At 61.8% G+C, this 18,248-nt stretch carries 19 protein-coding genes; 15 read left to right on the forward strand and 4 right to left on the reverse strand.

Annotated elements, in window-relative coordinates:
* Positions 1 to 2: 2 nt before the first annotated feature.
* From NUV99_05620 to NUV99_05635, 4 genes are read right to left on the reverse strand one after another with little or no spacing between them, the layout of a single operon-like run.
* Complete coding sequence (locus NUV99_05620) at positions 3 to 1,217, reverse strand: hypothetical protein (protein ID MCR4419599.1); 1,215 nt, start codon at positions 1,215 to 1,217, stop codon at positions 3 to 5.
* Positions 1,214 to 2,275: a radical SAM protein gene (locus tag NUV99_05625; protein MCR4419600.1), complete on the reverse strand. Its 1,062-nt coding sequence runs from the start codon at positions 2,273 to 2,275 to the stop codon at positions 1,214 to 1,216. The genes NUV99_05620 and NUV99_05625 overlap by 4 nt, the downstream gene beginning before the upstream one ends.
* 59 nt (positions 2,276 to 2,334) lie before the next feature.
* A complete protein-coding gene (locus NUV99_05630; GenBank protein MCR4419601.1) occupies positions 2,335 to 3,381 on the reverse strand; it encodes an iron ABC transporter permease in 1,047 nt (348 codons plus the stop codon).
* Positions 3,381 to 4,442, reverse strand: a complete 1,062-nt coding sequence (locus NUV99_05635; protein MCR4419602.1) for an ABC transporter substrate-binding protein — start codon at positions 4,440 to 4,442, stop codon at positions 3,381 to 3,383. Before NUV99_05635 ends, NUV99_05630 begins: the two co-directional genes overlap by 1 nt.
* Before the next feature lie 560 nt (positions 4,443 to 5,002).
* On the opposite strand from NUV99_05635, the gene NUV99_05640 reads away from it, so the two are divergent.
* The 15 genes from NUV99_05640 (at position 5,003) to NUV99_05710 (ending at position 18,248) form a co-directional block, all read left to right on the forward strand.
* Entirely contained in the window at positions 5,003 to 5,794 is a 792-nt protein-coding gene (locus NUV99_05640) for a DUF364 domain-containing protein (GenBank protein MCR4419603.1), read from the forward strand.
* 71 nt (positions 5,795 to 5,865) lie between these two features.
* Positions 5,866 to 6,408 (forward strand): ABC transporter ATP-binding protein, encoded by a 543-nt coding sequence (locus tag NUV99_05645; GenBank protein MCR4419604.1) that lies wholly within the window; start codon positions 5,866 to 5,868, stop codon positions 6,406 to 6,408.
* 268 nt (positions 6,409 to 6,676) lie between these two features.
* Positions 6,677 to 7,735 carry an ABC transporter substrate-binding protein gene (locus NUV99_05650; protein MCR4419605.1) on the forward strand — a complete coding sequence of 353 codons (1,059 nt, stop codon included), beginning with the start codon at positions 6,677 to 6,679 and terminating at the stop codon, positions 7,733 to 7,735.
* Between the two features lie 37 nt (positions 7,736 to 7,772).
* Positions 7,773 to 8,801, forward strand: coding sequence for an iron ABC transporter permease (locus NUV99_05655; protein ID MCR4419606.1), 1,029 nt, complete (start codon positions 7,773 to 7,775; stop codon positions 8,799 to 8,801).
* A complete protein-coding gene (locus NUV99_05660) occupies positions 8,782 to 9,594 on the forward strand; it encodes an ABC transporter ATP-binding protein (GenBank protein ID MCR4419607.1) in 813 nt (270 codons plus the stop codon). Before NUV99_05655 ends, NUV99_05660 begins: the two co-directional genes overlap by 20 nt.
* 24 nt (positions 9,595 to 9,618) lie before the next feature.
* Positions 9,619 to 9,993, forward strand: a complete 375-nt coding sequence (locus NUV99_05665) for a hypothetical protein (GenBank protein ID MCR4419608.1) — start codon at positions 9,619 to 9,621, stop codon at positions 9,991 to 9,993.
* Between the two features lie 43 nt (positions 9,994 to 10,036).
* On the forward strand, positions 10,037 to 10,210 hold the full coding sequence (locus tag NUV99_05670) for a hypothetical protein (GenBank protein MCR4419609.1): 174 nt from the start codon (positions 10,037 to 10,039) through the stop codon (positions 10,208 to 10,210).
* A gap of 7 nt (positions 10,211 to 10,217) precedes the next feature.
* A complete protein-coding gene (locus tag NUV99_05675) occupies positions 10,218 to 10,715 on the forward strand; it encodes a hypothetical protein (GenBank protein ID MCR4419610.1) in 498 nt (165 codons plus the stop codon).
* Positions 10,716 to 10,729: 14 nt separating this feature from the next.
* Positions 10,730 to 11,287, forward strand: coding sequence for an ECF transporter S component (locus NUV99_05680; GenBank protein MCR4419611.1), 558 nt, complete (start codon positions 10,730 to 10,732; stop codon positions 11,285 to 11,287).
* A gap of 37 nt (positions 11,288 to 11,324) precedes the next feature.
* The gene (locus NUV99_05685) at positions 11,325 to 13,154 is read left to right on the forward strand and encodes an ATP-binding cassette domain-containing protein (protein MCR4419612.1); all 1,830 of its coding nucleotides are present in this window, start codon (positions 11,325 to 11,327) and stop codon (positions 13,152 to 13,154) included.
* 17 nt (positions 13,155 to 13,171) lie between these two features.
* Complete coding sequence (locus NUV99_05690) at positions 13,172 to 14,002, forward strand: energy-coupling factor transporter transmembrane protein EcfT (protein MCR4419613.1); 831 nt, start codon at positions 13,172 to 13,174, stop codon at positions 14,000 to 14,002.
* Positions 14,003 to 14,018: 16 nt separating this feature from the next.
* Positions 14,019 to 15,404: an MATE family efflux transporter gene (locus NUV99_05695; GenBank protein ID MCR4419614.1), complete on the forward strand. Its 1,386-nt coding sequence runs from the start codon at positions 14,019 to 14,021 to the stop codon at positions 15,402 to 15,404.
* Between the two features lie 154 nt (positions 15,405 to 15,558).
* Positions 15,559 to 16,185: a uracil-DNA glycosylase gene (locus tag NUV99_05700; protein ID MCR4419615.1), complete on the forward strand. Its 627-nt coding sequence runs from the start codon at positions 15,559 to 15,561 to the stop codon at positions 16,183 to 16,185.
* A 177-nt stretch (positions 16,186 to 16,362) separates the two neighbouring features.
* Positions 16,363 to 17,241 carry an Ig-like domain-containing protein gene (locus NUV99_05705; GenBank protein MCR4419616.1) on the forward strand — a complete coding sequence of 293 codons (879 nt, stop codon included), beginning with the start codon at positions 16,363 to 16,365 and terminating at the stop codon, positions 17,239 to 17,241.
* Positions 17,238 to 18,248, forward strand: a complete 1,011-nt coding sequence (locus NUV99_05710; GenBank protein MCR4419617.1) for an iron ABC transporter permease — start codon at positions 17,238 to 17,240, stop codon at positions 18,246 to 18,248. The genes NUV99_05705 and NUV99_05710 overlap by 4 nt, the downstream gene beginning before the upstream one ends.

Raw genomic sequence — 18,248 nt, forward strand, 5'->3', positions numbered from 1 at the left:
CTTCACCGGCAACCCGCCAGTCCGGGGTTTTGAGTCTCCGAGCCTGCGGCTCCGGGCAGGGCTTCGAGGTCCAGGACCGCCATGGCCCCGTGGTTGTAAAGGGCCCGGGCAAAGCACTCTACCGCGACCTCACAGCCCGAGGTCGCGTGCGTGAGGATGCTCCTGTTCCCCACGGCGGCCGTCCTGCCTCCACGGTACCTGTGCTGCTGGGCAATGGTAGCCTGGGGCATTTCCCTGAATACGCCCGAAAACGGGAACGGTTTCTCCTCATCGTCCTCCGCGTAGTAAGGGAAGCCGGGAGGGTATCCGTTTTCCACAAGGTGCCTTCCGGTAGTGATTGCCAGGTACTGGTTGTCGCCCACCGTGTAACAATACCACCGGCAGGTGTTGGTGATCCTGTGAAAGGGGAGGGGGAAGGTGGCGCACCCCACTCCCTCGACCAGTATCAGGGCCACCTTTGTGCTGCCTGCCAGCATCCCGGAGACCGCACCGGCTACCGAAGTGAGGTCGGCGAGTCCCTGAGAGGCGAGCGGTACGGGGCAGTGCAAAGGGATCTCCCGTTCGTATTTCGGCACCAGATAGATGGGCCGGGCACTACTCCCCAGTCCCCTTAGAACATAACCTTCCTCCGCAACCAGCAGGTAATCCGGGAAGCGGCGATAGAAGAGGAGGTTTCCCCCGAACTCTTTCTGGAAGGATACGCGGTCGACAATACGAGCGACCCCCGGCAAGCGGCGTAAGAAAGCCAGGTCCCTCGGCGCAGGTCGGAACAGGCCGGCGTATTGGGCCGGCATTCCGCCTGCTACCGCCAGGCCTTCCAGACCGGTAAGGTCTACCTGGCCCCGAAGCGGTACCATGCCCCCCAGGCCTACGATGACCGGGGTGAAGTCCGTCTGCACCAGGAAGCGGCCTATTTCGGCGAATACCTGGTCCACCACCGCCGCGCGCTGCGCGGTGTCCGTCGGGGTAAAGGCGGATACCAGGTAAGGGGTAGCGTAGATCAGCATCATGAAGCTCGGGCGGTACCCGTCGACCACATCCAAGGCCACGTCGGTAACCCAGCGGGCAGAGGAAGCATCCAGGTCGCCCGGGAAGGGATGGGCCTTGAGGAGGGATGCCAGGACCGGCAGCAGAGGGTGCTCCGGCTGCACCTCCCTGCCCCTCTCGAGATCGACCGTAACCTGCCAATCCGTAGCATCTATCACCGCCAGCTTCATAAGGCCCCCACCTCCGGATTGAGCGCGGCTCCTGGTGCCGAACGCTCCGGGCCTTCTGCGGAATGCCACCTGACCGGAGGCCGGGCAATCCTGATGGGGTGCCCGCAGATACCGCACTTCTGTCCGTCGTCCAGGCGGTGGGCGACGAGTTTTCCTCCGCACCCTCCAAGGCTTATGCGCTCCATGACTTCGGTCCCGCATTCGGGGCAGTAGGTGCTGACCCAGCGGGAGCCCACAAAATTACCGAAATACACGTAGGGGAGATCCCGGCACACGTCCCGGAGCATAGCGCTGATTCGGCCGACGTCGGGTCGCTCACGGGAGGCCATCCTGTACTCGGGCAGAAGCCGAAAGACATGCCAGGGTATCCGGGAGTCCAAGCGTTGCAAGAAGGCGGCGATCTCGGGGATCTCCGAGTCGTTAAGCCCCTCCACTATCGGCGTGGTCACCTCCACGTGGGTAAGGCGGTGGAAGATCTCTATGTTGCGCATCACTATGCCCGCCGACGGAACACCCACGTGGCGCCGGTAAAACTCATCCCTTACCGACTTGAGACTCACGTTTACAAAGGCGAAGGACTCACCCATCACCCTGGTTATTTCCGGAGTGGCGTAGCCGTTGGTGAGTATTCCTACCGGAATACCCGCTCTACCCGCCGTTTTGGCCAGCTCCAGAAGGGAAGGAAGGATCACGGTTGGCTCATTCAGCGCGAAAGCGATGTTGTGGCACCCGCTTTGGGCTGCCAGGGCCGGCACGCGTTCCGGGCTGAGTTCGTGCACCAGAAGCCGTGCAGGATTGCTTCTGACGAGGTAAGCGTTGGAGCAGTAGTCGCAATCGAAATTGCATCCCGCACCGCCCAGTACCAGCGTGCGGCTTCCCGGCTGAAAGTGAAAGACGGGAAGCGATTCGATGTGACTTACGTAGACCGAGGAATAGCGCCGCGGAAATACCTCCTCCGGCAATTCTGCCTGGGCGTCTCCGGGAGCCCGGTACATTCCGCAGAATCCCGTGCGCCCGCCGTCCAGCTGACAGCGTCTTTCGCAGAAAGCGCACTCCATGCCGATCGCCTCCATACCCAAAGGTCACACTTGGGCGCTCCTGTATTCTCCCGTTCCACCTATCCCCACCAGAGGCTTCGCCGGGCGCCCAGGAGGTAGCCAAGGAAGGGCGCGCCGATGCAGGAAGTGACTATGCTGATGGGGATCTCGGCGCCGCCAACGCTTCGGGCCAGGGTATCCATGGCGGCAAGAAATCCCGCCCCCATGAAGGCAGAGAAGGGCATCAGAACCACGTGGTCTGTGCCCACTACCAGCCGGGCCAAATGCGGCACCACCAGGCCTACCCAGGCGATAGTTCCAGTGGAGGAAACCGATGAGGTTACCACCAGGGTGCCGAAGAAGATGAAGCAGGCCTGGTAGCGCCTCACATTCAGCCCCAGGGAGAGGGCATCGTGCTCGCCGGCGGCAAGTATGTTGAGCTTCCACCTCAGCAGGACCAGCACCATCACCCCCAGGCAGACCGGGGGTAAGGTCCAGGCAACCCGGCCCCAGTCGGCGCTGTAGAATCCGCCCATGGTCCAAAAGATGATAGAAGGGAGGGTTTCGTAAGGATCGGCGATGTATTCCAGAAACGACAGCGCTGCCGAGAAGAGCGAGGAAACGACCACGCCCGCTACCACCATGGTGGTTAAAGAGCGGCCATCCCCACGGCTCCCCACCTTCCATGAAATGGCAACTGCCGCCAAACCGAAGGCAAATGCACAGAGGGGAATTGCCAGCGGCTGGTGGGTTTCGGCTCCCAGCGTGATTGCCAGCGCCGCTCCAAACCCGGCCCCGGCGGAAACGCCCAGAATGTCCGGCGACACCAGCGGGTTGCGGAACAGGCCTTGAAAGGTAGTACCCGCGGCCCCCAGGGCGGCTCCCACCGCCGAGCAAAGGATAACGCGGGGGAGCCGTACTTCCCAGAAGACCGTGGCGGCCGTCTGCGCCTCCTTGCTGGCCGCGAGAGTTGCCGGGTCCGCCAACCACACGGAGAGGAGATCACCTATGCTTAGGCGATAACGGCCCACAGCGAGCGACACCAGGGCGGCCGCCAGAAATATGCCCATCCCCCACAGGAGAGAGACGCGCTGGTCCGAGAATTGTCTGGGCACCGGCAAGGCCACTACAGCGTGCCCCCGACCTCACTAAACGTCCGGCCGTAGAATTCCTTATAGAACGAGTTGGCCTCCTGGAGCGGATCCAGGTCGGCGAAGAGGTCGGGGTGGAGGATCTTGGCCAACCACACCAGACCGAGTACCGCCTGGGGCGAGGGGTAGTCCCACGGGGTCAGATCGGACGGGAACCAGAACACGTTCTTGTTCTGGACTGCCTTGATATTCTTCCACCGCGGGTCCTGCAGAATCTTTTCCGGGCTGGTATCGCTGGCATACTTTACCACCACGATGACGTCCGGGTCCCATTGGATCAACTGTTCGGGCGACACCTCTACCCATCCGCCCTTCAGGTCGCCGGCCGCGTTTCTGCCGCCTGCGGCTTCGATCAGAAAGTGCTGGTACATCTCTCCCGAAGCTGTGGAGAGGGTCCCCATGGGTCCTACCAGGTATACCTTGGGCCGGGCGGAGCCCTCCAGCGCCTGGGTCTCAGACTGGATCCTGTCCAGCATCTGCCGATAGTACTGGTTAAACCGTTCTGCCCTTTCCTCCCGACCCAGGGCGCGGCCGAGATTGGACATGGTATCCATAAGCTGGTCCAGGTCTTCCGCTACCACCCCGAAGACGGTCAGCCCCTTGCCCGCGAGTTGTTCCACCATCTCCTTGTTGCGGCCCGGGACCAGAACCAGGTCGGGTTTCAAGGCGATAATCTGCTCTACGTTGATTTCCTTGGGACTGCCTACCGCGGGCAGGTCCTTGAAACCGGGGTGAAGGGCCAGGAAGAATTGATTTGTCCTGGAGGGGGTGTCGATGCCTACCAACCTGTCCTGAACACCTAGGGCATAGAGAAAATGCGTGGCAATGCCGTAGCTCACGGCGATACGCTCCACCTTCTGGGGCACTTCCACCTGTCGCCCTATCCCGTCGGTGACGGTGACGGTTTGCGGCCGGTTTTCCTGACCGGTGTCCGCTGACGGTGGACTCTGCGGGGTTCCCGCACATGCCGGAAGAAACGCAGCCAGCACTATCAGAGCGAGAACGGATACTGCCAGTCTTCTGGTCCCCGGTTTCAAATTGTTTTCCTCCTCCCAGGTACTGATTTCCGCGGCTCCCCGCGGGGTTGCGTCCGTGTGGCGCGCAACGGCGTGCCCGACCGGCGGCCAATCAAGGCTTGTCTCTGCAGAAACCACCTCCAGCTGCAGGCACCGAGATGCACGGTTCCTCTGCGGGATTGCGGACGGCTCGGGCCCGGCCTGCCGGCAGGCAAACCGGGTGCCTCGCCGTTATGCCGAGTCTAGCATAGCGACTGTCAACGGTCAAGTCCCGGTTGGCCTAATCTCCCGGTCGGCCTTTCGAGTCGCGGCGGGAATGCACCCCGTCCGCACCATTCCGGCCCCCGGTTTCCGTGACCTGCCCGCGGTGCCCGGCCTGGGCCGGCAGTGCGAGACGCAGAAAGATCCACATAGGACGAGTATCCGGGAGCGCCGTCCAGGAGCACAGCCGTAGAAAACTATTGCGGACACAGGATCGGGCTGAGGTCCGTTTGACCTGAAGGCAACGCTATGTCTAAATAAACATAGCGCTCTGAGCAATCCCGGCCACCGGGGATTTCAGAGGGGAGGAGCGGTAAGCCATGATGATCGACCGGATCATAAGAGCCGCACTGCCGTCGGCTGCCGGCAGACGCGTCCAGGATGTCCGGCTGGGCCTGGGCCTGTGCGGGGTCATGCTGGATGACGGTTCCTGCGGGGTGAGCTTTGTCTTTCGCAGCGAGATTACCACTCCGCATTGCGCAGTGGTGGACGATCAGGGTGCCCTCGCGGGACGCGAGGTGACCGAGGTTATACCCTGGGCCGCCGACTATCGCAACCTGGCCCGCGCGTCGATCGGTGTGGCGGTCTTGAACGCGCTTAGCCAGAAGAGCCTGCCCTCGGGGGCGGCCGAGGGGGATGCACTGGACTGGTTGGAGATAAGCCCCGACGACGTGGTGGGAATGATTGGCTATTTCAAGCCTCTGGTTGAGCCGGTGCGCCAGAAGGCCAAAGCATTGATGATTTTCGAGCGCCGCCCGTCCGACGACGACCCGGACATTTATCCCGACTGGGCAGAACGGGCTCTGCTGCCGCAGTGCTCTGTGGTGATTATTTCCGGCACCACCATTATCAATAAGACTGTCGATCAAATCCTGGAATGGTCTACCGGCGCGCGGGAGATAGCCCTGGTGGGCCCCAGCGTGCCTTTTTATCCCGAAGCCTACCGGGACTCCGGTATTACTCTCCTCGGTGCCTCGCAGGTGGGCCCGGGTTCGGAGCGCGTTATCCTCGATCTGATCGGTCAGGGAGGCGGGGGGCTCAGTCTTTTCGGCCACCTGAGAAAGGTTACCGTCCGGCTTCCCAGGTGTTTCCAAGGAACTCAGGGCAGATAGCCTTCCCAGAATGGGGGAGACAATCGCTCACCGGGGCTGCGAAAACTCGATTTCTGGCGAGGTGCGGAGCCGTGTCCGATAGAGGGTGGGAGCCTGTCACTCTGGTTCCGCTGGGACAGGTGGAATCGGATTTTACCCTTTCTGATTCCCCGGAGTATAGCCGGGAAGCCTTCGGAGCCCGTTCGGGAGAAATCACGGTCCTGCTGGGTCCCAATGGGTGCGGCAAGACCACTCTCATACGCTGCCTGCAAGGCCGGCTACGCCCCCAGAGCGGGAACGCCACCTGGCGAGGGCGCACGCTGCTGGACATGTCCCACGTGCAAATTGCCCGAACCATGGCCGTAGTTCCCCAGGAGCATACACCTCTCTTCCCTTTCACGGTTGACCCCAACCTCGCCTATACCTACGCCGATCACATCGTCCTCCTGGCCAAGGGCAGGGTGGCGGCTCAAGGCCGCCCTCCGGACGTAATGACCGAATCCCACCTGAGTCAGGCGTATGAGTGTCCGATTCGGGTTGCCTCTTTCTCCGGCTTTGTGGAGGAGGGCGTCGGGGGCGCCGTTATTAGCCCCAAGTCGGTCGCCCCGCAGCAATATATAAGCGTGGCTCAATGATTGAACCGGGGCCATGGAACGGTCGGGCTTGGCCGAAGTGAGCGGAGCAGACATCGTAGCGGAGCGGTTGCGGAGAAGGGGCTAGACTTTAGGAGGGTGAACGCGGGACGGCGTTATGCTGGAGGGGACATAGCGAGACCGGGCTCGCAGGTGGGCACATGAAGATCAGAAGGGAGGAACCGATCAAATGGGCTAATCCGATCGAAGGGGTACCAAGCCAAGCAAAGCATTGACGCTGGCAACATCAACAAGCAGGGGGTAAGGAAATGTGAAAGGACGCAGCTGTAAAGTCAGTGCGTTGATCCTGACCACAGTTCTGTCTCTGGTATGGCTGGCGGGAGGTTGCGGTCAGCCCGCTACCGGGCCGGCGCAGGGAGGGGCGAAGCCTCAGACCATTACGGTCACCGACCAGCTGGGTCGTCAAGTAGAACTGCCCGCCAAAATCGAAAAGGTGGCGGCCTTTCACCATTTCGGTGCCAAGCTGATCTACGCCATGGGGCAGCAGGACAAGCTGGTGCACCAGGCTTTACTCGGCGTGGAAGCCAAGGCGATGGCCAAGGTCGATCCCAAGTTCGCAGCCCTGCCCAACCTGGAGGCCGAGGGACACGATGTCAATATCGAAAGTGTGGTGGCCCTTGGGCCCCAGGTGGCCTTTGTCTACAGTTCGTTTGATCAAAAGGAACTGGAGGCGCTCGAAAACGCCGGCATTAAGGTGATCGGCCTCAGGGGCGAAACCCTGGAGGAGAGCTATGAGGCGGCCAGACTGGTGGGTAAAGTGCTGGGGTGCGAAGACAAGGCAGAGGCCTATATAAAGTACTGTCAAGACCTGGTGAAAATGGTTCGGGATCGGCTGGCCGACCTGCCTGCCGACCAGCGTCCAAAAGTGCTGTGCGCCGGTCCCAAGAGCATCTTCACCGCAGCCACCGGGGAAATGCTGCAGTCGACCATGATTGAGCTGGCGGGTGGCAAGAACGTGGCCGCCGAACTCAAGGGGTTCTGGGCTTCGGTGTCGCCGGAACAGATCGTGCAGTGGAACCCCGACTACATCTTACTGGGTTCCTCGCTGGGCAAGGTTTCCGTGGGTGACGCCCTCAAGAATCCCGGCCTCCAGACGGTCAAGGCAGTCAAAGAGGGCAAGATATATGCCATTCCCTCGAATATAGGCTGGTGGGACTTCCCGGCCCCACAGTGCGTGCTGGGCATCGTTTGGATGGCCAAGACCCTGCACCCGGATAGGTTCCGGGATGTCGACCTGACCAAGATGGCCGACGATTACTACAGCCGGTTCTGCGGGTATTCCTTCACCGCTCTGGGCGGCAAGCTTTAAACCGTTCGGTACGGCATAGGTTGACCGGGGGGTTGACATGAAGAAGGGCTGGAGAACGGGTCTGGTCGTGGCACTTATCGGGAGCATAGTTGTGGCCATGAACTCGGGCCGTTACGCCGTCAGTCCCGCCGGGGTACTGAGCATCCTGGCTCACGGCGTGGGTCTGGGGGGCTTGGTATCCCCACCCACGCCGGAGATGGAAATGGTGTTTTGGAATATTAGGGTGCCGCGTATCCTGGTGGCCTTCACTGTAGGCAGTGCTCTTTCCGTGTCCGGCGCCGTACTCCAGGCCCTTTTCCGCAACCCCCTGGCGTCGCCCGACATCGTAGGTGTAACCCAGGGCGCCGGGTTTGGAGCTGCGCTGGCGCTTATGTTCTTCCCGCCCTTGAGCGCGGTGGTGCAGGGCTCGGCGTTCCTGTTCGGTATCCTGGCGGTAAGCATTGCCTACCTTTTGGCCTCCCGAAGCCCGGACCGCTCGGTGGCGGTATTAGTCATTACCGGCATAGTGGTTTCCGCGGTCTTTCAGGCCGGTCTTTCTCTTCTTCAGTATTTCGCCGACCCCTACGACCAACTGGCCAAAATCGTCTTCTGGATTATGGGCAGCTTTCAGACCGCCTCCTGGGGCAACGTTCGCACAGTCGTCCCCCTGGTGGCGGCCGGAACGCTGTTACTGGTGGTGTTCGGCTGGCGATTGAACGTGATGGCGCAAGACGATGAGCAGGCTCTATCCCTGGGAATAAACGTCCCGGCCTGGCGCCTGTTATACGTCTTTCTGGCCACGCTCATTGTGGCCTCGTCAGTCTCGGCCACCGGCAATATTTCCTGGGTGGGTCTGATCGTACCGCATATCGGCCGCTACCTGGTCGGCTCGGAACACCGGCGGTTGGTGGCCACCTCAGCCCTGATTGGGGGGATATTTCTGGTGCTTATGGACACCGCTGCCCGTTCCCTAATGCCAGGGGAAATCCCCATTAGCATCGTCACCTCGATGGTTGGGGCCCCATTCCTGGCCAGCCTGGTATTGAGCCGAGGAGGTGTGCTCAAGCGTGAGCATACGAGTGGATAGCCTGGTGGCCGGCTACGGGGAAACGCAAGTACTGCACGGCGTGGACCTGGTAGTCGAGGAGGGTCAGGTCTGCGCCCTGCTGGGTCGCAACGGTTGCGGAAAGACGACGCTGCTGCGCTGTATAAATGCCATCCTCTCTCCCAGGAGCGGCTCGGTAAGGGTTAGAGAGCAGGAGGTACGGCACCTATCTCGTCCCCAGATTGCCGGGCTGATCAGCATGGTGCCTCAGAGCGCGACGACCGTGTTTGCTTCCACGTGTTTGGAGATGGTTCTACTGGGGGAAACGCCCCGGTTGCGGGTGTGGTCCTCACCGGGGAAAAGCGCGCGTCGACGGGCCCGGCAGGTGCTGGCAGAAATCGGCATCGAGCACCTGGCAGAGCGACCGTTCACCGAGCTTTCCGGCGGGGAACGCCAGTTGGTCCTGCTGGCCCGGGCTTTTTTCCAGGACACCCCGGTCATGCTCCTGGATGAGCCCACTTCTCACCTGGATTTCTGCAATCAGCACCGGGTTATGCATCTCATGCGCCGCACGGCGAAGATGCGGGGCGTAACGGTGCTAGTGACGCTGCACGATCCGAATCTCGCCTTCTACTATTGCGACTGCGTAGCGATGTTGAGGGACGGCAGGGTGGTGGCCCAGGGCCCCACCGGCCGGGTAATGAAGGACGAAAACCTCAGGCAAGTTTACGGCGACAACATCAAGACCGACATCACCAGCGTCGGCCTACCCGTAGTAATTCCGAGAAGCTGCGTGGGGGACGGGAAGCGAGAGCGGTTCTCTTTCTCGGCCTAACACTCTGTGGGAGGGGTACCTAGTATGCTGTGCAACTACTGTGAGCGCCGTTGTGACCTTTCCCAAGGCAGGAGCGGCTTCTGCAAGATGTACTTCGAAGAAGAGGGGGTGATTAAAGAGCGGTTTCCCGACCGGTGGTTCGTGCACTCCGTTTCTCACATTGAGTCCGTCCCTTTCTTTCACGTCTATCCGGGCAGCAGGAGCCTGGTATTCGGAACCGCCGGCGGCAGTGTCCCCGCCATTACCGACATATGCGGTTTGATCGAAGCCAGGTTGCAGGAACGGCCGGTGGCGCTCATCCTGGTGGAGGGCGTGGGCATCTCCGATTTTCCCCTGGCCTACCAGCCCTGTCTTAACGGCAAGAAGTGGTATTACTACGAACCCGGTGAAGGTCAGTAGCCTGCCCTCGAATGTATTAGGACGCCGCTTCAACGGCAAAAGCGTGGCTGTGGGAAACCGCAGCATGTTCATGCACGTGGCCGGCGGCACGCACCTATCAGTGGAGTGTTTTGCCCGGATGTTATACAACCACGGAGTCATGGCCGTGGTGGACCGGGACAGGGCCCGATGGCCGGAGCCGGCCGATTTAGATGCGGGAAAGGGAAAGGAGGAGTAGTACGGTGATGGCTGTTCACTCCGTGACCGGTTTGGCGGTCAATAAGCATGGGCAGGGACCCAAGCGCACCCGCCCGGCTGCCTGGCTGGGCGCGATCCTGGCGCTGGCCGTTCTGCTGCTTCCGGCAGGGTGCGGTCAGACGGGGGGCGGAGCGGCTAAGAAAGAGGTGCCCAGCAGCCAGGGTCTCAAGATAATGCGCGGTGATCAAGTAGTGCGGGAGTTTACCCTGGAAGAGCTCAAGAAGCTACCGCAGGCCACAGTAGAGGCCGACGGCGCCACCTTATCCGGGCCTACGGTCAAGACGGTCTTGGGGGAGGCGGGCATAACTTCCTGCAATGAGGTGCTGCTGGTCGCCCCCGACGGTTACACGGTCACGCTTACGAACGATCAGCTTACCGACGACCTCATTCTTGCCCTGAATGAGCAGGGCGTAAAGGAACTCGTCTCGCCCGCGCTGCCAAAGCAAACGCGCATCCGTGGGCCTGACACCGTTAAGGTGCAGTAAGGGAGGCCGGGCTGTTGGCAAAGGGGCGGTTTTACTTCACTACCTACGATTTGGTGTTGATAGCCATTATGGCGGCAGCCCAGGCGGTATTCGGTATTGTGGTATCCAAGTTCGGTATGACACTGGGCCACGGCGTCCATTTTCCCGGCGGGTCGATCGTTGGTGGCCTCTATTACGTTTTCATCCTGTTGGCCCGGGGCCTTACCGGCAAGTTCGGCTCGGCGGTGGTGGCCTGCGAGCTGGAGGCGCTCATCGTGGCGGTGATCGATCCGGGGCGCATGGGTTTCCTGCGTTTAATCAGCTACCTTCCTTCGGCGCTGGCGGTGGACCTGGTGCCGCTTATTACCCGCGATCACCGGCTGGAGCGGCCGGTACCCAATCTCCTTACCGGCGGGTTCGGCAACGCCGTGGGCATGTTGACCACGCTCACCTTCTACATGGGGCTACCGTTGGGGTACGTACTGCTGGCCTCGGGAGTGGGGTTTGTTTCGGGAATGCTTCTAGGCGGCCTGGTGGCGTGGCGGCTGGCTGCTTCGCTGCGCAAGAGCGGGCTCTTGAACCTTGCCGGCTGAATCTTTCCTTTAAGCCCGAGCGGCGGGAGGCAGGAGCTTGATCCGGGTATGCGATCTTTCCTTCCGTTATCCGGGCGCGCCCACCTGGGCGCTCCAGGGGATCAGCTTCGAATTGGCCCGGGGTCGGGTAGCCCTGGTGCTGGGCAAGAGCGGGTGCGGCAAAAGTACCTTGGCCCTGTGTCTGGGTGGTCTAATCCCGAACGTGATACGTGGAGAGTATCGGGGGCGGGTCGAGATGGCCGGCTTGAACACCGCGAAATGCCGCCCGGGGGAGCTGGCCACAAAGGTGGGCCTGGTGTTTCAGGATCCGGACAGCCAGTTGTCCCAGCTTACCGTGGCCGACGAGGTGGCATTCGGTCCGGAAAACCTGCTGGTAGACCCGCGGGAGATACCCCGGCGAGTGCGCTGGGCCCTGGAAAAGGTCGGACTGGCCGGTTTTGAGCGGCGCTCCGCCCTCCGCCTCTCCGGGGGCCAGAAGCAACGGTTGGTTATCGCCGCCGCCTTGGCCACCGGTGCGCAGATCCTGGTGCTCGATGAACCTACTTCGAACCTTGACGGCCGGGGTACGTCGGAGGTGCTGGCCACCCTGGCGGAGTTGCGCCGTCAGGGTCTAACTATGGTGGTGATCGAGCACCGGGTGGAGGAGATGGTGGAACTGGCGGATGTGGTTATGGTCATGGACAACGGCCGGCTGGTGATGCAGGGTCCGCCGCGACCGCTCCTGGCCAAGCGCTCCCTCTTCAGGGAATTGGGCCTATCCTACCCCAGTACGGCCGACCTGTACTACTCGGTGTGCCCCGGGGACGGACCAGACCCGCCGCTCAATCTGGCCGAGCTCCGGTCACGGTTGCCGAGCGGGAGCGGGGGCGGGGTGGAGGTGGCGTTGTCACCTCCTCAGACCGAGGGGGATGGTGAAGACGGGCTGGAGGGCGCCGGAGGCGCCGGCCCGTGCCGGGCGGCAGCTACAGTACCTCGGGTGGGGAAGCCGGTGGTAGAGGTGGACGGCGTCACCTTCGGCTTCGAAGACGTACCGGTGCTGGAGGACGTTAGCTTTACCCTGGAACCGGGCACTCTGACCGTGCTTCTGGGGCCTAACGGCAGCGGCAAGACCACCCTGGCCTTGTTGGTGGCGGGCCTGCTCCGACCTTGGAAGGGGAAGGTGCGGGTGGCGGGCCGGGACCCGGCGGAGGTTCCGGCCCGTGAGCTGGCCTCGTTGGTGGGGTTGGTATTTCAAAACCCCAACCAGCAGATCGTTCAGGATACGGTTCGGTCCGAGATTCTGCTCGGCCCAAGGGTTCTGGGGCTGGCGGAGGCAGTCGAAGGGCGCCTGGAAGAACTGCTGGCCTTTCTCGGCCTGGCCGGCCTGCCCCACCGCCACCCGCACACGCTGAGCCTGGGTCAGAAAAAGCGCCTGGCCCTGGCCACCGCCCTGATCAGCAACCCGCAGGTAATCGTCGTGGATGAGCCCACCACCGGGCAGGAGGCGTTCCTGGTGCGGCAAATGGTCAATCAGCTTCGCCGGCTGGCCAGCTCCGGCTCCTCGATTCTGGTCATCACGCACGACCTGGGCCTGGCGGCAGAAGTTGCGGACCGAGTACTAGTTCTGGCCGAGGGCAGATTGCAATATGCCGGCTCCCCGGAAGGTTTCTTTTGCAATCCCCACCTGGTAGAGAAGTGTGCTGCCCGGGTGCCGCCTTTGGTCAGGTTGGTACAAGAGTTGGGCCTGCCTTTGCGCCCCACGGTGGAGAGCGTGGCCAGATGGTACCGGAGCCACGACGGTGAATCCTTGCGCGGGTATGGCTCCTCAGGCCGAGACGGTTGGCTTCCGGGGAGGAGGCAGGAGCTTACCCACTTGGAGGTTGGCTAAGCAGCGAGGGAGCATATATGCGCGTGAACGACGTGATTACCAGTCTTGAACAAATAGTGGGCGACCATCCCTCGACTTCTTCCGGTGGCAGATACGACCCTCGGGCCCAGCTCCTGTGGCTGGGGGTAATGGTGGCATTAGCCTTTGTCTCTAAATCCTGGTGGTATCTCCTGATTCTGCTCCTGGTTAACATCTTCTTCGTTTTCTTCTTCGCCGTGCCGTGGGCGAGAATTAAGCCCCTGGTACGGCTTAACCTCTATATCCTAGGATTCTGTTTTTCGTTTCAGGTCCTATTCAATTGGGACGGTCCGGCGTTAGTATATCTCATACCCAGAGTCTCTGGCGTTGGCCCCTTCTGGCCCATTACCACTCAGGGGCTTTACCTGGGGGTATCGATGAGTCTGCGCTATGCCGACATTATTCTGCCCTCAATCGTGTTCAGCTCCGTGGTCCGCTTCAAAGCGTTGTTGCTGGCCTTCACCTCTCTGGGAGTACCGTACCAATTCGGCTATATGGCTCTTACCGCCCTGCGGTTCATACCGGTCCTGATGCGGGAGAGCGTCCAGATCCAGCAGGTGCAGCGGCTGCGGGGGCTGGCGTTTGACCGGCGCGGCCTCCGGCACAATCTCACGGTGGCCTATTCCCTAGCCATGCCGTTGCTGGTAAACTGTGTACTGCGGGCGAGAAACCTCAGCTTGGCACTGGAGAGCCGGGGCTTCAACTCTCACCCCTCGCGCACCGTCACCGAACGGTTGTGCTGGCAGAAGCGGGACAGTCTCCTGGTCGTGTTCCTACTGCTTCTGGTTATTACGTCCCTCGGGCTCCACTGGAGGCTCCCGTGGTTCTAACGAAGGGAAATTCGATGTGGCCGGACGTTTGGACAGAACCTATACCGACCTGGCGCCTGAGGAGATCAACCGCACCCTTTGGCACCTGAGTTACCCGAGCCTGCTGGCGCAGGCAGTGCACAACGGCTTTACGGTTTTCGAGGCCGGCCTGGTTGCGCACTACGGTACGGCTGAGCTTGCGGCCTTGAGCCTGGGTTACCCGATCACGATGATAATAACCAACCTGGGCTTTGGCCTTGGGATAGGGGCAAATTCCCTCACTGCCCGGCTGGTAGGACAGGGTCGCTGGGAGCAAGCGCGGCAGGCAGCCTTCTTGGCCCTGACCGTTGCGGTGACGGCAGGGCTGTTGTTGGCCGCCGTGGGCTATCCGGTAACGTGGTGGATTCTCCGGTGGTTACGCACCCCCGAAGAGACCTTGCGGGCAACCATGGCCTATTTGGCCCCGTACCTAGTGGGAGCCGCGGTTTACTTCCTGCAGGCGGTGGGCACAGGTCTTCTGCAGGGTATGGGGCGCATGGCCCAGAGCGCCCGGGTGGTGTTCGCTACGGTGGCGGTGAACGCCCTCCTGGACCCATTCTTGCTATACGGGGTGGGGTTCGTCCCGGAGATGGGACTGCCCGGGGTCTCCCTGGGTGCGGTGATAGCGAGGGGTGCGAGTGCGGCGCTGGCCTACGGTTGCTACCTACGCGCCAGCGGGCTGTGGCCGTTGAGCTTTGGGACCGGGCCGGGCTGGACCCTCGCAAAAGACATCCTGTGGGTGGCCGTGCCATCGGCCCTGGCCCGTTCGGCCCAGCCCCTCTGCATGCTTTTCCTCAACGGGCTACTTCTTTCTCTCGGCGCCGCCGCCGTTGCCGCCCGGGGTGTGGGGGCCCGGATAGAGATGCTGGCCTATTTGCCCGCCCTGGCCTTCGCCCCTACGGTGCTTGCCCTGACCGGGCAGAACTGGGGCGCCGGTAACGCCTTCATGGCCAGGCAGGTACCGCGATACGCCGCCCGGCTTATCGGAGCTGTAATGGCGCTCATCGGGCTGTTCGTCCTGGTTGCCCCGGGAGCAGTATGGGATCCCGTAGCCCCGGATGTGGCGCTGCGGGGCCCGGGTTACAGCTACATGCGCATTATGGGCGCCAGCTACTTCCTGGTGGGCCTGGACATGATCTACAGCGCCGCCTTGCAGGGCCTTGGGCTGGGCTATCCGCCCATGGTCATTACCCTGGTGCGAGTTTGGGGCATTTCCCTGCCGGTCTCGTACCTGCTGGTCAGGTGCTTTGGCATGGGTCCCGAGGGAGTCTGGCTGTCACTGGCACTAGGCAACTTGTGGGCCGGTGTGGCCGCGCCGGTATGGTTCTGGCATGCGGTGAGTGCCCGTCGCCGGGCCGCGGCTCCTGTCCGGCGCACGCGCTGAACCTGGCCCGGTCGCCCATGGGGGATGGCCGGGGATTTTCATCCGCAGGCATAGATACCTGCCGGCTGCCGGCAAAGGGCGCCCTTCGAGAGGAGAATGCGCTGCGAGTGGAGAACCCCCAGGTTGACAGAGTCTTAACCTGGAGGCGTGGGGCGTGAGCGCTGCCGAACCGCTCAAAGAGCTGGAGAATCGTTGCCTGGCCTGTCGGGCCTGCGACCTGAGAAAGTGGTGCCGCCAAGTGGTGTTCGGCGAAGGACGGCCGGACGCGCCGGTGATGTTCGTGGGCGAGGCCCCGGGTGGGGAGGAAGACCGGATGGGGCGGCCCTTTGTGGGTCCGGCGGGCAGGCTTTTGGATCGGCTGCTGGCCTTTGCCGGGTTCTCGCGGGCGGAGGTCTATATTACCAACGTGGTCAAGTGTCGGCCTCCCGGAAACCGCGAGCCCTCCCCTCAAGAGGCCGCGTCCTGCCGCCATTACCTGATGGAGCAGATCCGGCTCATCCGCCCGAGAATAATCGTCTGCCTGGGAGCACTGGCAGTCCGCAGCCTGGTAGATCCGGAGGCCAGGATTACCAGGGTGCGGGGACAGTGGTTCGAAAGGGATGGGGCAAAGATCCTGCCCACCTTCCACCCGGCGGCGGTGCTGCGCGACCGGGAGAAGTTGGCTCCGGTGGCGCTGGATTTCAGGAAGGTGGCGGCCGCCCACCGCGCGCTGGAAGCCCAAGTACGGGCAAGAGAACCCATCAGGGCCGAGCAGCCTTCCTTAGACTTTCCCGATCCTTAAAGGCCTGCCCTATTGTCCGGCCGGTCTTTTTGGCGGCCCGGCGGCAAGAACCGGCAGGAAAACCGTGTCAAACCGTCGAAGATAAAATTACTGCGCAGTCCGTATCCGGATTTTTTTGTGCACCACGTTATATTTGGGTAAGCATAGCGAGCCGTAGCGCAAGGGGGATGGGTTTCGATGCGCCTAGCCGTTCTTCCATGGGCGAGAACGCTCTGTTTCATCCTGTCTGTTACCTTCCTGGGAGCCTGCTTATGTCCACCCGCCCGCGCCGCCGAAGGCGACGGGACGGGCGGAGGGCGCGATGATCCCCTGCAGCTGGTTTCTTCCAGCCCGGCCGACGGCGAGAGGAACGTAACCCTGCCGCTACAGGCGATAACGCTTTCCTTCAACAAGAACGTGGTCAACGCTAGTGTGAGGGAGGCTAACCAGCGCTGTTTCTCCCTACATACCCAGGATAATCAGCCGGTACCCATCCGCGTGGATATGGCGGACGATCAAATCGAGCCGGAAAAGAAGCGGGTGGTTACCTTGGTTCCTCTGGCCGAATTGAAGCCCGGGACTACTTACACGGTGAGAGTGGCTCCCGAGCTACAAAGCAAGAGCGGTGCCACCTTAGGAGAAGAATTAACCATTAGTTTTTCTACTGCCGGGGAGCCCGCAAGCCAGCCCAAAGAGGCTACCAAACCGGTAGAACCGGTAGAGCCGGAGGGTTCTGCGTCTGTAGAGGGATCTGGGGCTCCCGAGCGCTCGGTCCCGGCGGACAAAGAGTCGGCGGCCGGTTCCATCTCCTCCCAGGGCGCGCAAATGCAAGACCAGTCTCCGGCTGCGGTTGAGTATTCACCGCGCCAGGAAACCTCGCAAAGCGCAAAAACGGAATACCCGCCCGCTCCGGCGACGGACATTCAAACCCAGTCCTTGCCCGCCGGGCAGACGCCAGCGGCCAACCCAGCATCGGGCGGCACTTCGACGCTGCCGGCGGTCCTGGGTATCCTCGCAGCCGTGGCTATTGCCGCTGCCGTATTCATTCGCAGCAGATACAGGAAGGTGGGCCCTTGACTTCGAGGAAGCAGAGATGGCTCTACCTGCTACCACTGGTGCCGGTGCTTTTTATCTTCCTCTCTCTGTTCATAGGAAGATACCCGGTCCCACCCGTGGTGGCGGCCCATATATTGTGGTCCAAGTTTACTGGCGCCCCCGCCGACGTGCCGGACATCAGCCGGACGGTAGTGTGGGATATCCGCCTCCCCAGAGCGATATTGGGCGCCATGGTGGGGGGAAGCCTGGCGGCGAGCGGTGCTGCCTTTCAGGGCCTGTTTCGCAATCCCCTGGTCAATTCCGGCATCCTGGGGGTGAGCGCCGGCGCCGGATTCGGAGCTTCCCTGGCCATATTACTCTTCAAAAGCGTAGTCCTGGTATATGCCTTCGCCTTTGGTTTCGGCTTCCTGGCGGTCATATTGAGCTACCTGATCGGGCGGATTTATCGCTCGACACCCACCATTATGCTGGTTCTGGGCGGGGTCATTGTGTCTTCTATGTTCCAGGCCTTGATATCATTCATCAAGTACATAGCCGACCCGTACGAAAAGCTTCCGGCTATCGTATTCTGGCTAATGGGGAGCTTGGCCAGCGCCCGTTTTCAGGACATTATTGTGGCGAGCATACCCATGTCCGTCGGAATGGCAGGTTTGGTCGCTATTAGCTGGCGCATCAACGTGCTCTCCATGGGGGATAAGGAGGCACAGACGCTGGGAGTCAATGTGGTCCTGGAGAAGGGGATAGTGATTTTCTGCGCCAGCCTGGCCACGGCCGGCGCGGTGTGTGTCAGCGGTATTATCGGCTGGGTCGGGTTGGTCATCCCCCATATCGGCCGAATGATAGTGGGAAACGACAACAGGGTGCTGATTCCCACCAGCATGGCCTTGGGGGGTGCCTACCTGATTTTGGTGGACACGCTGGCCAGGGTGGTTTCCGGATCGGAGATACCCCTGGGCATACTGACCGCTCTGGTAGGAGGGCCTTTTTTTGTGTACTTGCTGAAAAAGACCAAGGGTGGGGGGTGGTAA

It is taken from the genome of Clostridia bacterium, from assembly GCA_024653205.1.
Lineage (GTDB): Bacteria > Bacillota > DSM-521 > Neomoorellales > SLTJ01 > JANLFO01.

Excerpts from the sequence above, each read along its gene's own strand:
- NUV99_05625 (MCR4419600.1), bottom strand. The coding sequence starts at position 2,275 with ATGGAGTGCGCTTTCTGCGAAAGACGCTGTCAGCTGGACGGCGGGCGC.
- NUV99_05675 (MCR4419610.1), top strand. The coding sequence starts at position 10,218 with ATGGCTGTTCACTCCGTGACCGGTTTGGCGGTCAATAAGCATGGGCAG.
- NUV99_05640 (MCR4419603.1), top strand. The coding sequence starts at position 5,003 with ATGATGATCGACCGGATCATAAGAGCCGCACTGCCGTCGGCTGCCGGC.
- NUV99_05665 (MCR4419608.1), top strand. The coding sequence starts at position 9,619 with ATGCTGTGCAACTACTGTGAGCGCCGTTGTGACCTTTCCCAAGGCAGG.
- NUV99_05705 (MCR4419616.1), top strand. The coding sequence starts at position 16,363 with ATGCGCCTAGCCGTTCTTCCATGGGCGAGAACGCTCTGTTTCATCCTG.
- NUV99_05655 (MCR4419606.1), top strand. The coding sequence starts at position 7,773 with ATGAAGAAGGGCTGGAGAACGGGTCTGGTCGTGGCACTTATCGGGAGC.
- NUV99_05620 (MCR4419599.1), bottom strand. The coding sequence starts at position 1,217 with ATGAAGCTGGCGGTGATAGATGCTACGGATTGGCAGGTTACGGTCGAT.
- NUV99_05690 (MCR4419613.1), top strand. The coding sequence starts at position 13,172 with ATGCGCGTGAACGACGTGATTACCAGTCTTGAACAAATAGTGGGCGAC.